This window comes from Kitasatospora sp. CB01950 (genome assembly GCF_001905465.1).
GTDB lineage: Bacteria > Actinomycetota > Actinomycetes > Streptomycetales > Streptomycetaceae > Kitasatospora.
In genome coordinates, this window is record NZ_LISX01000008.1 from 42,787 (window position 1) to 56,995 (window position 14,209).

9 protein-coding genes are annotated in these 14,209 nt (G+C 73.5%); 1 reads left to right on the forward strand and 8 read right to left on the reverse strand.

The window, feature by feature from the left end; translation table 11 throughout:
- Nucleotides 1-23: 23 nt before the first annotated feature.
- The 6 genes from AMK19_RS20690 to nsdA form a co-directional block, all read right to left on the reverse strand.
- Nucleotides 24-554 carry a GNAT family N-acetyltransferase gene (locus AMK19_RS20690; RefSeq protein WP_241844502.1) on the reverse strand — a complete coding sequence of 177 codons (531 nt, stop codon included), beginning with the start codon at nucleotides 552-554 and terminating at the stop codon, nucleotides 24-26.
- A gap of 119 nt (nucleotides 555-673) precedes the next feature.
- The gene (gene ffh / locus AMK19_RS20695) at nucleotides 674-2,227 is read right to left on the reverse strand and encodes a signal recognition particle protein (protein ID WP_073813917.1); all 1,554 of its coding nucleotides are present in this window, start codon (nucleotides 2,225-2,227) and stop codon (nucleotides 674-676) included.
- 100 nt (nucleotides 2,228-2,327) lie between these two features.
- Entirely contained in the window at nucleotides 2,328-4,715 is a 2,388-nt protein-coding gene (locus tag AMK19_RS20700) for a [protein-PII] uridylyltransferase (protein WP_073813919.1), read from the reverse strand.
- Nucleotides 4,716-4,734: 19 nt separating this feature from the next.
- Nucleotides 4,735-5,073, reverse strand: coding sequence for a P-II family nitrogen regulator (locus tag AMK19_RS20705; RefSeq protein ID WP_073813920.1), 339 nt, complete (start codon nucleotides 5,071-5,073; stop codon nucleotides 4,735-4,737).
- Complete coding sequence (locus tag AMK19_RS20710; RefSeq protein ID WP_073813921.1) at nucleotides 5,070-6,386, reverse strand: ammonium transporter; 1,317 nt, start codon at nucleotides 6,384-6,386, stop codon at nucleotides 5,070-5,072. Before AMK19_RS20710 ends, AMK19_RS20705 begins: the two co-directional genes overlap by 4 nt.
- Nucleotides 6,387-6,608: 222 nt before the next feature.
- A complete protein-coding gene (nsdA, locus tag AMK19_RS20715; RefSeq protein WP_443135033.1) occupies nucleotides 6,609-8,090 on the reverse strand; it encodes a transcriptional repressor NsdA in 1,482 nt (493 codons plus the stop codon).
- 406 nt (nucleotides 8,091-8,496) lie between these two features.
- Between nsdA and AMK19_RS20720 the strand changes: the two genes are divergently transcribed.
- Nucleotides 8,497-9,162: a bifunctional DNA primase/polymerase gene (locus tag AMK19_RS20720; RefSeq protein WP_073813924.1), complete on the forward strand. Its 666-nt coding sequence runs from the start codon at nucleotides 8,497-8,499 to the stop codon at nucleotides 9,160-9,162.
- 75 nt (nucleotides 9,163-9,237) lie between these two features.
- Here the strand turns inward: AMK19_RS20720 and ftsY are convergent, their stop codons facing one another.
- Both ftsY and smc read right to left on the reverse strand, forming a co-directional pair.
- Nucleotides 9,238-10,464 (reverse strand): signal recognition particle-docking protein FtsY, encoded by a 1,227-nt coding sequence (gene ftsY, locus AMK19_RS20725; RefSeq protein ID WP_073813926.1) that lies wholly within the window; start codon nucleotides 10,462-10,464, stop codon nucleotides 9,238-9,240.
- A gap of 13 nt (nucleotides 10,465-10,477) precedes the next feature.
- Nucleotides 10,478-14,104 carry a chromosome segregation protein SMC gene (gene smc / locus AMK19_RS20730; protein WP_073813928.1) on the reverse strand — a complete coding sequence of 1,209 codons (3,627 nt, stop codon included), beginning with the start codon at nucleotides 14,102-14,104 and terminating at the stop codon, nucleotides 10,478-10,480.
- Between the last annotated feature and the right edge of the window lie 105 nt (nucleotides 14,105-14,209).

Consider the following 14,209-nt stretch of genomic DNA (forward strand, 5'->3'; position numbering starts at 1 on the left):
ACGCCTCGACGCCTCGACGCCCGTCAGCGTACGGGGACCGGGGTCGGCCACTCCTCCGCCGTCAGCGCGAACCGCTCGTGGTCGCGCCAGGTGTCCTGCAGGAACAGCATCCGCGGCGAGAAGCCCTCGTGACGGAAGCCCAGCCGGCGCGCCATCGCCACCGAACGCTCGTTGTCCGGCTGCACGTTGATCTCCAGCCGGTGAAGACCGAGCCCGCCCTCCTCGGCCGGCGTGAAGCACCGCTCCGCCACCAGCCGCATGCCCTCCGACATCCGGCCCGTCCCCTCGAACGGCACGTACGAGTCGTAGCCCAGCACGCCGCAACGGAACCGGGCCATCACGATGTTCGCCACGTTGCACTTGCCGACCAGGCCGCCGGTCTCCTGGTCGAAGACCATGAACGTCCGCAGGCCCATCCCCTGACGGCTCAACAGATCCGGCAGCCCGTCCGGCTCCACCGGGTTCCACCGCCCGATGTGCTCGGCGGAACGGCGAACCGCCTCCGCGTAGGGAACGACGTCGTCGGGGCGGGGGGCTCGGATCGTTACGCGCATGCGAGCCATCATGACGCAAGGGCCTGAGAACAGTGGGCCGCAAGCGGGTGCGCGCGTGGGGGTGCCTCCCGGCCCGCCAGGGCTGGGAGGCACCCCCACGCGCTCACCCGCTTGTACTCCTACAGCAGGTCCTTGAACTCCTTGGGGAGCTCGAAGTCCGACGGCCCCTTGCCCGGCGGGAGGCCGAACGCGTTGCCGTCGGCCTGGCCCGGTCCGAGGGCCTTGCGCTCGGCGGCTGCCGCCTCTTCCTGCGCGCGCTTGAGCGGGTTGCCGCTCTTGCGCTTGCCCTTGGCGACCGGGGCCTTCTTGCCGGAGCGCTTGCCGCCGCCGCCCATGCCGGGGATGCCGGGCATGCCCGGGATTCCCTTGCCGGAGGCCATCGCGGCCATCATCTTGCGGGCGTCGAAGAACCGCTCGACCAGGCTGGAGACCTCGCCGACCTGGACGCCGGCGCCCTTGGCGATGCGCAGGCGGCGCGAGCCGTTGATGAGCTTCGGGTCGGTGCGCTCGGCCGGCGTCATCGACTTGATGATCGCGCCGACCCGGTTGACGTCCTTGTCGTCGATGTTGTTGATCTGGTCCCGGATCTGGCCCATGCCGGGCAGCATGCCGAGGAGCTTGGAGATCGAGCCCATCTTCTGGACCTGCTCCAGCTGCGACAGGAAGTCGTCGAGCGTGAACTCCTTGCCGCCGCCCTGCAGCTTGGCGGCCATCTTCTCGGCCTCGGCCTGCGAGAAGGTCTGCTCGGCCTTCTCGATCAGGGAGAGGACGTCGCCCATGCCGAGGATGCGCGAGGCCATCCGGTCGGGGTGGAAGGCGTCGAAGTCGTCGACCTTCTCGCCGTTGGAGGCGAACATGATCTGGCGGCCGGTGACGTGCGCGACGGAGAGCGCGGCGCCGCCGCGGGCGTCGCCGTCGAGCTTGGAGAGCACCACGCCGGTGAAGTCGACGCCTTCGAGGAAGGCCTGCGCGGTGGTGACCGCGTCCTGGCCGACCATGGCGTCGACCACGAACAGGACCTCGTCCGGGTCGACCGCGGCGCGGATGTCCGCGGCCTGCTGCATCAGTTCGGCGTCGATGCCGAGGCGGCCGGCAGTGTCGACGACGACGACGTCGTACTGCTTCTGCTTGGCGTACTCGATGGAGTCGCGGGCGACCTGCACCGGGTCGCCGACGCCGTTGCCGGGCTGCGGGCCGTAGAAGGCGACGCCCGCGCGGTCGGCGACGACCTGCAGCTGGTTGACGGCGTTGGGGCGCTGGAGGTCGCAGGCGACCAGCAGCGGGGTGTGCTTCTGGGCCTTGAGCCAGTGGCCGAGCTTTCCGGCCAGGGTGGTCTTACCAGCGCCCTGGAGACCGGCGAGCATGATCACCGTCGGGCCGGTCTTGGCGTACCGGAGGCGGCGGGTCTCGCCACCGAGGATGCCGATGAGCTCCTCGTTGACGATCTTGATGATCTGCTGGGCGGGGTTCAGCGCGCCGGAGACCTCGGAGCCGAGGGCGCGGTCCTTGACCTGCTTGATGAAGGCGCGGACCACGGGGAGCGCGACGTCCGCCTCCAGCAGGGCGATCCGGATCTCGCGCGCGGTGGCGTCGATGTCCGCCTCGCTGAGACGGCCCTTGCCCCGGAGGTTCTTGAACGTCGCTGCGAGGCGGTCGGAGAGAGTGTCGAACACGTCGGTCGCGGGTCCCTTGCGGCATCGAGTACGGGTACTGTCGTCGCCCCCAAGGGTAGCCGTACGCCCGGTGGGCGGTCTGCGCCCCTGCGTGAACGCGCTACCGGCCGGTCTCCAGGGCGTCCTGAACGGCCCTCGCCACCTGCCGCGCACGGGCCGGCGGCAGCGGTCGGCCGTCCTCGGTGGTCAGGTAGAACGCGTCCACGGCCTCCGCTCCGAGGGTGGAGACGTGCGCGGTGCGGACCCGTACGCCCGCGGTGTCCAGGGCGCGGCCGATCCGGTGCAGCAGGCCGGGGGCGTCGTGGGCGCGCACCTCCAGCACGGTCGCCGAGCGGGACGCGGTGTCGGGGGCGACGGTGACCAGCGGCGGCGGGGTGCGGATGCCGGGTCGGAGCGGGGCGGCGGCGTCGCGTTCGGCGAGTCGGCGGGCGACGTCCAGCGAGCCGTCCAGGGCGCGCCGCAGGTCGGACCGGAGCCGCGCCGCCTCGGGGACGTCGCCGTACTGGGCGGCGACCGTCCAGTCGATCAGCAGGACGGGACCGGCGCCGACCGGGTCGAGTGCGCGCAGCACGGCCTTGCGGACGGCGAGCCGGTGCACGGCCAGCAGGCCCGCCACGGTGCCGAGCAGGCCGGGGCGGTCGGGGACGGCGAGGGTCAGTTCGACGCCGACGGCCTCGGCGCCGTCGGCGGGTTCGGCCTGCGCGCGCAGGGCCAGCACGGGGGCGCCGGTGCGGGCGGCCTCGACGACGAGGCGCTCCTGCTCGATGGTGGGGGCGCCGGCGGTCGGCGGGCGCGAGCCGGCCAGCCGGGCGGCGGTGCGGGCGACCAGCTGGTCGACCAGGGTGGCCCGCCAGGCGGACCAGGCGGCGGGTCCGGTGGCGGTGGCGTCGGCCTCGGTGAGCGCGTGCAGCAGCTCCAGGTGGGTGCGGTCGCCGACGGCCCCGGCGATCAGGTCGGCGGTGGCCGGGTCGTCGGGGTCGCGGCGGGTGGCGGTGTCCACCAGCGTCAGGTGGTGGCGCACCAGCAGCGCCAGGGTGTCGCTGTCCGGCTTGTCGAAGCCCATCCGGACGGCCAGTTCGCGGACCATCGCCTCGCCGGTCTCGGAGTGGTCGCCGGGCCGGCCCTTGCCGAGGTCGTGCAGCAGCGCGGCGACCAGCAGCAGGTCGGGGCGGGAGGTGCGGCGGGTGAGTGCGGCGGCGCGCACCGCGGTCTCGATCAGGTGCCGGTCGACGGTCCAGCGGTGCACGGCGTTGCGCTGCGGGCGGCAGCGGACCGACTCCCAGTCGGGCAGCAGCCGGACGATCAGCCCTTCGGCGTCCAGCGCCTCCCACACCGGCAGGCAGGCCTCGCCGGCGCCGAGCAGGGTGACCAGCAGGTGGCGGGCCTCGTCGGGCCAGGGCACCGGCAGCGGTCCGGTCTCGGCGGCCAGCCGGCGGACGGTGGCGTGCGCGACGGGCAGTCCGGCCTGGGCGGCCGCGGCGGCGGCGCGCAGCGGCAGCACCGGGTCGGCGGCCGGCCGGGCGGCCCGGGCGAGCACCGCCTCGCCGTCCTGCTCGACCACGCCCTCGGCGAGCGGTCGGCGTTCGACCGGCGCGGACCGGCGGGCGCCGCGGAACGGGAGGCCGAGCCGGGCCGGTCGGCGGGCGGCGAGGACGCGTTCGACGGCCCGCCAGGTGACGTCGGAGGCGTACGCGACGGTGCGGGCGGCCCGGTAGACCTGCCGCAGCAGGGTGTCGGCGTCGGGCAGGCCGAGCCGGGCGGCGACCTGGTCCTGGTCCTGCAGGGCGAGTCGTTCGGTGGCCCGGCCGCAGGTCAGGTGCAGGGCGTCGCGGACGTCGGCGAGGGTGCGGGCGGCGGCGTCCAGGCCGTCGCGGGGGGCGTCGGCGAGCCAGCTGGCCGCGACGGCGTCGAGTGCGACCAGGTCGCGCAGGCCGCCGCGGGCCTCCTTCAGGTCTGGTTCCAGCAGGAAGGACGCCTCGCCGTGGCGTTCGGCCCGGGCCCGGACGAGGGCGTGCAGGTCGGGCAGCCGGACGGGGGCGGCGGCGCGCCAGTCGGCGAGCACCCGGGTGCGCAGCGCGGCGGTGAGCCGTGCGTCGCCGGCCAGGTGGCGGGCGTCCAGCAGGCCGAGGCCGGCCTTGAGGTCGGCGGCGGCGACCTTGCGGGCCCCGTCGGGGGTGCGGACGGCGTGGTCGAGGGCGATGCCGCTGTCCCAGACGGGGTACCAGATCCGTTCGGCGAGCCCGGCCGGGAGCGGGCCGTCGTGCAGCAGCAGCACGTCGAGGTCGCTGCGCGGGGAGAGTTCGCCGCGGCCGTAGCCGCCGACGGCGACCAGCGCGGTGCCGGGGGGCGCGCCGGCCGCCCGGTACAGGTCGGTCAGCCAGTCGTCGGTGAGCCGGGCCAGCGCGGTGCGCCGTTCGCGTCCGGTGCGGGCGGGGTCGGCCAGCAGCCGGGCGCGTTCGGCGGGTCCGCCGCGGTCGGTGCTCGTCACGGCTGCTCCCGGGTCGGGGTCAGAGGGCGTCGGGGCCGCGTTCGCCGGTGCGGACCCGCACGGCGGTCTCCACCGGGACGGACCACACCTTGCCGTCGCCGATCTTCCCGGTCCGGGCGGCCCGGACCACCACGTCGATCACCTGCTCGGCGTCCTCGTCCTCGACCAGTATTTCCACCCGGGCCTTGGGCACCAGGTCGATGGTGTACTCGGCGCCCCGGTAGACCTCGGTGTGGCCGCGCTGCCGGCCGTACCCGCTGGCCTCGGTGACGGTCAGGCCGTGCACCCCGAACGCCTGCAGGGCCTCCTTGACCTCGTCCAGGCGGTGCGGCTTGATGACGGCGGTGATGAGCTTCATCGGGCGTCGACCTCGGTCTTCTCGGTGATCGCGAACGTGGGAGCGGTGCGGGCCTGGCCGGCTCCGGCGGCGGTGAAGTCGTAGGCGGACTCGGCGTGTTCGGCCTGGTCGATGCCGGACAGTTCGACGTCCTCGGTGACCCGGAAGCCGATCGTGCGCTGGATCGCGGTGCCCAGCAGCCAGGAGAGCACGAACGAGTACACCAGCACGACGGCCACGCCGAGCGCCTGCTTGCCGAGCTGTCCGAGACCGCCGCCGTAGAACAGGCCGGCCGCGCTCTGTCCGACGTGGCCGGTGGCGAACAGGCCGATCAGCAGCGAGCCGATCACGCCGCCGACCAGGTGGACGCCCACCACGTCGAGCGAATCGTCAAGGCCGAAGCGGTACTTGAGGCTGATCGCGGCGGCGCACACCGCGCCCGCGAGCAGGCCGACGGCGACCGCGCCGAGCGGCGACACCGAGCCGCACGCGGGGGTGATGGCGACCAGCCCGGCGACCGCGCCGGACGCCGCGCCGAGGGTGGTGAACGCGCCGTGCCGCAGCCGCTCGTACGCCAGCCAGCCGAGCATCGCGGCGGCGGTGGCGACCTGGGTGTTCAGGAACGCCATGCCCGCGATGCCGTTCGCGGCCAGCGCCGAGCCCGCGTTGAAGCCGAACCAGCCGAACCACAGCAGGCCGGAGCCGAGCATCACCAGCGGCAGGCTGTGCGGGCGCATCGGGTCCTTGCGGAAGCCGATCCGCGGGCCCAGCACCAGCGCCAGGGCCAGGCCCGCCGCACCGGCGTTGATGTGCACGGCGGTACCGCCGGCGAAGTCGATCACGCCGTTGCGGTCGCCGAGCCAGCCGCCGTGGCCGCCGTCGAAGAAGAACACCCAGTGCGCGACCGGGAAGTACACGATCGTCGCCCAGAGCGCCACGAACAGGCACCAGGACGCGAACCGCGCCCGGTCCGCGATCGCGCCGCTGATCAGCGCCGGGGTGATGATCGCGAACATCAGCTGGAACACGGCGAACGCGGTGACCGGGATGCTGCCGGTGAGCGCGTTCAGGTCGATGCCGCGCAGGCCGACGAAGTCCAGGTTCCCGATCAGCCCGGCGCCGGCGTCCGGCCCGAAGGCCAGCGAGTACCCGTAGAGCACCCAGAGCACGCTGACGATCGCGAGCGAGACGAAGCTCATGGCGAGCATGTTGAGGGTGCTGCGGACCCTGACCATGCCCCCGTAGAAGAAGGCCAGGCCCGGGGTCATCACCATGACCAGGGCCGCACTGATGAGCACGAATGCGGTGTCGCCCGCGCTGAAGCCGTCCGGCATCGGCGTCTCCTCCGAAGTGGAAGCCGCTCCATGCCGGGACGGGTGACCGTCCCGGCATGTCGGCGTTGGGAGGAGCGTGCCGAAGGCGGGTTTCCGCCGATGCGGCTCGGTGTTTCACTGCGGTGACGTGGTCGACGCGCTCGTTACGGGCGCGTGAACCACGAGGGCCTGTCTTCAAACCCGCGGGGCAGGCGGGGGTTCGAAGACAGGCCCTGGGGCCGATCAGACCACCGAGACGAACTCCGGGATGTCCTGGACCACCCGCTCGGCGAGCCGGTCCACCGCGGACACGCCGCGGAAGTCCCGGGTGGCGGCCTCGGAGGTCTTGCGGACCCGGGTGTTCAGCCGCTCGGAGCGCACCTTGCGGGCGATGTCCACCGCCGCCTCGCAGTACTCCGCGGCGTCCTCCGGCTCGCGCTGCAGCAGCCGCACCGAGGCCATGCCGACCAGGTTGAACGCGTAGGTGCGGACGTGGTCGCCGTCCTCGCGGAACATGTCGACGGCCTTGGTGATCATCGGCTCGGCGGACTTGGCCATCGCGACGCCGCGGTCCGAGGTGTATGCGAGGTCCCGGTAGGAGTGGCCGTTCTCCGCGTTGAGCTCGGCCTCCGAGAAGAACCGCAGCCAATTCGGCGCCTCGTCACCGGTGTTGATGTCGCTGAAGGTGTCCTCGGAGAGTCGGATCGCCCGGGCGCAGCGGTTGACCTCGCCGATGGTGGCGTACGCGCGGGCCTCCATCGCGTACAGCAGCGACTGCTGGCGGGTGCTCGCGGTGTCCCGGCTGCCGTACTGGGCCAGGTGGATCAGCTCCAGCGCGTCCTCGCCGCGGTTCAGGTGGATCATCTGCCGGCACATGTCGGTCAGCACGTGCGCGCCGAACGGCCGGTCCCCGGCCTCCTTGGCGGCGTGCAGCGACAGCACGTAGTACTTCTGCGCGCTCGGGTGCATGCCCACGTCGTACGACATGAAGCCCGCCAGGTGGGCGAGTTCGGCGGTGAGCCGGAACAGCCGCTTGGTGATGCCCTCGGGGTACGTCTCCTGCAGCAGGTCGGTGACCTCGTGGAGCTGGCCCACCACGGCCTTGCGGCGCAGGCCGCCGCCGTTCTGGGCGTCCCACTTCCGGAACATCTCGGTGGTCTGCTCCAGCAACTGCATCTCCGGCTCGGACAGTCGGCCGGAGAACTGGTCGCCGCCGTTGGCCGCCGCCAGGATCGGCGTCGGCTCGCCGTTCGGGCCCGGCGTCAACCAGCGCTGCATCGGCTCGATCAGCGCCGCGCCGGCCGTCAGAGCCAGCGAAGTGCCCAGGAAGCCGCGGCGGTTGAGCATCAGGTCGCTGCGCGAGTACTCGCTGATCGCCTGCACCGTCTGCTGCGGGCTCCACGGCAGGTCCACCCCGCCGCCGACCGTCGTCACCGGGATCGCGGCGCGCAGGCCGAGGTCCTCGATCGACACCACCGAGCCGAAACGCTCGGAGAACAGCTCCGACATGATCTTCGGAATCGGCTCGCGCGGCTGCTCCCCGTCCAGCCATCGGCGCACCCGTGAGGTGTCCGTGGAGACGTGGTGCGCGCCGATCTGCCGCGCTCTCCGGTTCACCTGGCGGGCCAGTTCGCCCTTGGACCAGCCACTCCGCGCGAACCAGGAGCCCAGCTTCTCGTTCGGCTGCTTCTCACCCATGGGACCGTCCCCATCCCGCCCCGACAGGGGCTCCCGCTCGCCTTGACGACTCGTCATTTCGCCGACCGCTGTGACCGGTCTGCTGCATTCCGTATCCAGAACGTAGCGCCCCTCCGCCATCCGAGGGAGCAACGTCGGGGAAACGCCACCTTTCGCCACCCCCACGAGTGAACTACCGGGCGCGGAGCCGCGATTCACTATGTGACAGCTCGTCATGACCCCGGCACATGCCCGGATTCCGATGGAGGCACGCGTGCGGCAACGACGATCCGGCATCCGAAGCGCCGGTGCAAGGCACCTGCTCGCCCGGGCCGCTCGAATCGGTGTGCGCCGGTCCACGCGCGCCTCCGGCGCACCACGCACCACGCGCCCACCAAGCGACGCACCGCCACCGTCCCGTAACCACCCGGAACCGGAACCTGTTGGGGGAGGCATGGACAAGCTGCTCGGCACCCTGCGACTCGCGCCCCTGGCCGGCCGCCGCCGCACCCGGCCCACCGCGCTCCGCACCGCCGGCGAGTACTCCGAGCGCTGGGGCTGGACGCTCGCCGCCGGCAGCCCGCCGTCGCACGCCTCGCTCCGCTGCGACTGCGCCGTCCCGCTCTGCGCCGCGCCCAACCTGCACCACCGGGTCGGCCCGCTCATCGCGCCGGGGGCCGGCGCGGCCGAGCTCGCCGCGAGCTGCCCCGCGGGCGCGCCGGTGCTGCTGCCCACCGGCCACCAGTTCGACCTGCTGGACGTGCCGGCCCGGCCCGGCCTGCAGGCCCTGGTCCGGCTCGAACGGATGGGCACCCAGGTCGGTCCCGTCCTCGCCTCCCCCACCGGCCGCCTGCTCTTCTTCGTCGCCCCGCGCACCGCCGAGCGCCTGCCCGACCTGCTCTACCGCATGGGCTGGGACGACGCCTCCCTCGACCTCGGCTGCCACGGCCTCGGCTCCTACCTGGCCGCCCCGCCCGTCCCGCTCGGCCCGCTCGGCCCGATGCGCTGGCTCCGCCGCCCCACCCCCGACACCCGTCCCCCGGAGGCCCGCCTCCTCCTGGGCACGCTGGCGTACGCCTGCCACCGCACCCGCGACCGCGAGACCTCGCTGGCCGGTTGACGGGCCGCACATACGGCAAGGTCCGTCCCAGGAGAGAACGTCTCTCCTCGAACGGACCTTGCCGACGGGTGTCCGTCAGCCCAGCAGCGCGTCCACGAACGCCCCCGGCTCGAACGGCGCGAGGTCGTCCGCGCCTTCGCCGAGGCCGATCAGCTTGACGGGCACGCCGAGTTCGCGCTGCACCGAGATCACGATGCCGCCCTTCGCCGTGCCGTCCAGCTTGGTGAGCACGATGCCGGTGATGTCCACGACCTCCGCGAACACCCGGGCCTGCACCAGGCCGTTCTGACCGGTGGTGGCGTCGAGGACGAGCAGCACCTCGTCCACCGGCCCGTGCTTCTCGACGACTCGCTTGACCTTGCCGAGCTCGTCCATCAGGCCGGTCTTGGTGTGCAGGCGGCCGGCGGTGTCCACCAGGACGGTGTCGACGCCGTCGGCGATGCCCTGCTTGACGGCGTCGAACGCGACGGAGGCCGGGTCGCCGCCCTCGGGGCCGCGGACGGTGTGCGCGCCGACGCGCTCGCCCCAGGTCTGGAGCTGGTCGGCGGCTGCGGCACGGAAGGTGTCGGCGGCGCCGAGCACGACCTTGCGGCCGTCGGCGACCAGGACGCGGGCGAGCTTGCCGGTGGTGGTGGTCTTGCCGACGCCGTTGACGCCGACCACCAGGACCACGGCGGGGCCGCCGCCGGCCTTGACGGAGTGGACGGTGCGGTCGAACTCGGGGCCGAGCAGCTTGACCAGCTCTTCGCGGAGCAGCCCGCGCAGTTCGTCGGGGGTGCGGGTGCCGAGCACCTTGACGCGGGTGCGCAGGTTGTCGACGAGCTCCTGGGTGGCGCCGACGCCGACGTCGGCGGTGAGCAGGATCTCCTCGATCTCCTCCCAGGTGTCCTCGTCGAGGCGGTCGCGGGAGAGCAGGGTCAGCAGGCCCTTGCCGAGCGTGGACTGCGAGCGGGAGAGCCGCGAGCGCAGTCGGACCAGGCGTCCGGCGGTGGGTTCGGGAACCTCGATCGCGGGGGCGGCTTCCGCCTCCTCGACCAGCACCTCTTCGGCGGGGGCCTCGGCCTCGGGCTCCTCGGCCACCGGCGCAGCCGGGGTCTCGGCGGCCGGCGGCGCGGTGGGCTCGGCCGCGCCTTCGGCGGGCTTGGCAGGCGCGCTCGGGCGGTCGGCCGTCGGCGGCGCGGTGATCGTCGGGGTCTGGGTCGGCTTGTTCAGCTCTTTGCGTCGTTTGCCGGAAACGACGAGTCCGGTGATCGCGCCGATGGCGATCACCGCGATGACAACGGCAAGGATCACGTATTCCATAACCCGTCCAGTATCACTTAGCGCCTACGCCGGCCCGGGTTGCGCGGGCTCCAGCCTTTCCGTCCTGCCCTGCCGTGCCGTCCGGCATTCGCAGGCGCTGGCTGATCACCTGGGAGATGCCGTCGCCCTTCATGGTCACGCCGTACAGGGCGTCGGCGGATTCCATGGTGAGCTTCTGGTGGGTGATGACGATCAGTTGGGAACTCTCCCGCAGTTCTTCCATGATCGCGATCAACCGGCGCAGATTGGTTTCGTCGAGCGCGGCCTCGACCTCGTCCATGACGTAGAACGGGCTGGGCCGGGCCTTGAAGATCGCCACCAGCAGCGCCACGGCGGTCAGCGAGCGTTCGCCGCCGGAGAGCAGCGAGAGTCGCTTGACCTTCTTGCCGGGCGGCCGGGCCTCGACCTCGACGCCGGTGGTGAGCATGTTCTCGGGGTCGGTGAGGACGAGCCGGCCTTCGCCGCCGGGGAAGAGCCGGGCGAAGACGCCCTCGAACTGGGCGGCGGTGTCCTGGTAGGCGGCGGTGAACAGCTGCTCGACCCGGGCGTCGACGTCGCGGACGATGTCGAGCAGGTCGCGGCGGCTCTTGCGCAGGTCGTCGAGCTGTTCGCCGAGGAACTGGTGGCGGGCCTCCAGCGCGGCGAACTCCTCCAGCGCGAGCGGGTTGACCTTGCCGAGCTGCTGGTGGGCGCGTTCGGCGGCCTTGAGCCGCTTCTCCACCTCGGCCCGGACGTACGGACGCGGTGCCCCGGGCTCCTGGCCGCCCTGGCTGTCCTGCCCGTCCTGCCCGTCCCGCCCGTCCTCGGGCAGCGGGGCCGGAACGGGCCGGTCGGGGCCGTAGCCGGCGAGCAGTTCGGCGCCCTCGATGCCGAACTCCTCCAGCGCCTTGGCCTCCAGCTGTTCGATCCGGAGCCGTTTCTCCGCGCGCAGCACCTCGTCGCGGTGGCCGGCGTCGACCAGCCGGTCGAGTTCGGCCTGGAGTTCGCGGCCGTTCTCGCGGAACTGGCGGAGTTCGGTCTCGCGGGCGGCCCGGTCGGCTTCGACGCCGGCGCGTTCGGTCTCGGCGGTGGCGAGGGTCTCCTCGATCCGGCCGAGGAGTTGGCGGGCGGCGGTGGCGACGGCTCCGGCGACGGCGGCTTCGTGGCGGGCCCGGGCGCGGCGTTCGGCGGCGCGGGCCCGGGCTTCGCGTTCGGTGCGGGCGGCGCGGTCCAGCTGCTCGGCGCGGCCGGCCAGGCCGCGGACGCGTTCCTCGTGGGTGCGGACGGCGAGCCGGGCTTCCATCTCGGTCTGCCGGGCTGCGGTTCCGGCGGTGGCGAGCCGGTCGCGTTCGGTGCTGTCGGGTTCGTCCTCGCCGCGGTCGGCCGACTCCTCGGCGGTGGCGAGGCGTTCGGCGAGTTCCTCGGCGGCGGCGCGGGCCTCGGCGAGGCCGCTCTCGGCCTTGGCGGCGGCGGTGGCGGTGCGTTCGGCCTCACCGGCGGCGGCCCGCGCGGCGCCGCCCGAACGGCCGAGCGCTCCGGCGAGTTCGGCGCGCCGCTTCTCGCCCTGCCTGCGCAGCAAGGCCAACTGCTCCACCTCGGACGCGAGTTCGCTCCGGCGTTCGGCCGCCTCGGCGAGCCACTCGGTCGACTCCGCACAGCGCTCGTCGAGTTCCTCGATGCCGCGGGCGGCCTCCGCGACGGCGGCCCGAGTCTCCAACGCACTGGGGGCGCCGGCCGAGCCGCCGCTCGCGAAGGCGCGGGACAGCAGGTCGCCGTCCGTGGTGACGGCCGTCCACTGCGGGTGGCGGTCGATCAACTCCTGTGCCGCACCGAGGTGTTCCACCACCGCGACGGCCCGCAGCAGCCGCCGCGCGGCCCCGGCCATCGGCCCGTCGATCAACTCCCCCGCCCAGCACGCCCCTTCGGGCAGCCCGTCGCCGACTCCCGTGTCCGGCACGGCGATCAGCAGGGCCGCCCGCCCCTCGTCCTCGGCGCGCAGCCCGGCGAGTGCTTCGGCGGCGGTGGCGGCGTCCTCGACCGCGACGGCGTCCGCCGCGGCGCCCAGTCCGGCCGCGATCGCGAGTTCGAACCCGGGCTCGATGCGCAGCAGTTCGGCGGCGGGTCCGAGAACGCCGGGCCGCCCGAGCAGGGTGGCGCTGCCGTCCTTGCGGCGCAGGCCGAGGGCGAGGGCGTCGTGTCGGGCGGTGAGCGCGGCGCGTTCCTTCTCGGCTCCGGCGAGCGCGTCCCGGGCCGCGCCGGCGGCCCGTTCGGCGTCGGCCAGCGCGGCCCGGGCCAGCTCGTGGCGGCTCTCGGTGTCCTCGTCGCCGGCCTCGGTCAGCTCGTGCTGTTCGAGGAGTTCCCGGTACTCGGCCTCGGCGGCCTCGGCGCGCAGCAGCGCTTCGTCGCGGGCAATGGCGAGCCGTTCGGTCTCGGCTTCGGCGGCGGTGGCGCGGGAGCGGGCGGCGGCGGCCCGGCCCTGCAGTCGGGCCAGGCCTTCGCGGCGGTCGGCGATCGCCCGGGCGGCCGCCTTGAGCCGCAACTCCTCGGCGGTGAGGGCGCGTTCGAGTTCGGCGCGCTCCTCGACGGCTTCGGCGAGCGCGTACCGGGCCTCTTCCAGGGCGGCTTCGAGGGCGGCTTCCTCCTCGCGGACCCGGGCGGCTTCCCGTTCCAGGTCCTCGGGGTCGCGGCCGCGCCGTTCCTCCGGCTGCCCTGCGGTGGCGGCGGCCCGGATCCGGGCCTCGGCGAGTCCGACGGTACCGCGGGTGCGTTCGGCGAGCGCGGACAGCCGGTACCAGGTCTGCCGGGCGGCCTCCAGGGCGGGCCCGAGCTGTTCGACCTGGGCCTCCAGGACGGCTTCGCGCTGAACGGCGGCGGCGAGCTGCTGTTCGACGGTGGTGCGGCGCAGTTTCAGCGCCAGCTCGTCGGCGACTTCGGCCTCGACGGCCTTGCGCAGGGTGAGCAGGTCGTCGGCGAGCAGCCGCAGTCGGGCGTCGCGCAGTTCGGCCTGGATGCCGGCGGCCCGCCGGGCGATCTTCGCCTGCTGCCCCAACGGGCCGAGCTGGCGGCGCAGTTCGGCGACCAGGTCCTGGACGCGGTTCAGGTTGGCCTGCATCGCGTCGATCTTCCGCAGCGCCTTCTCCTTGCGCTTGCGGTGCTTGAGGACGCCGGCCGCCTCCTCGATGAAGGCGCGCCGCCCCATCGGGTCGGCGTGCAGCACGGAGTCGAGCCGGCCCTGTCCGACGATGACGTGCATCTCGCGGCCGATGCCGGAGTCGGAGAGCAGTTCCTGGATGTCGAGGAGCCGGCAGACGGTGCCGTTGAGCGCGTACTCGCTGCCGCCGCTGCGGAACATCGTCCGGGTGATGGTGACTTCGGTGTACTCGATGGGCAGCGCGCCGTCGGTGTTGTCGATGGTGAGGCTGACTTCGGCGCGGCCGAGCGGGGGTCGCCCGCTGGTGCCGGCGAAGATCACGTCCTCCATCTTGCCGCCGCGCAGCGACTTCGCGCCCTGTTCGCCCATCACCCAGGACAGCGCGTCGACGACGTTGGACTTGCCGGAGCCGTTGGGGCCGACGACGCAGGTGATGCCGGGTTCGAAGCGCAGGGTGGTCGCCGAGGCGAAGGACTTGAACCCGCGCAGGGTGAGGCTCTTCAGGTGCACCCGGCCGTCCTCCTCGCCCGCTGTCGCCGCCGCCGGCGCCGGGCCGTCCCGTCCGGGGCCCGTCGCTTGGCGACTGTATCCGGCGGGGCCGCCCGACTGCCCCCA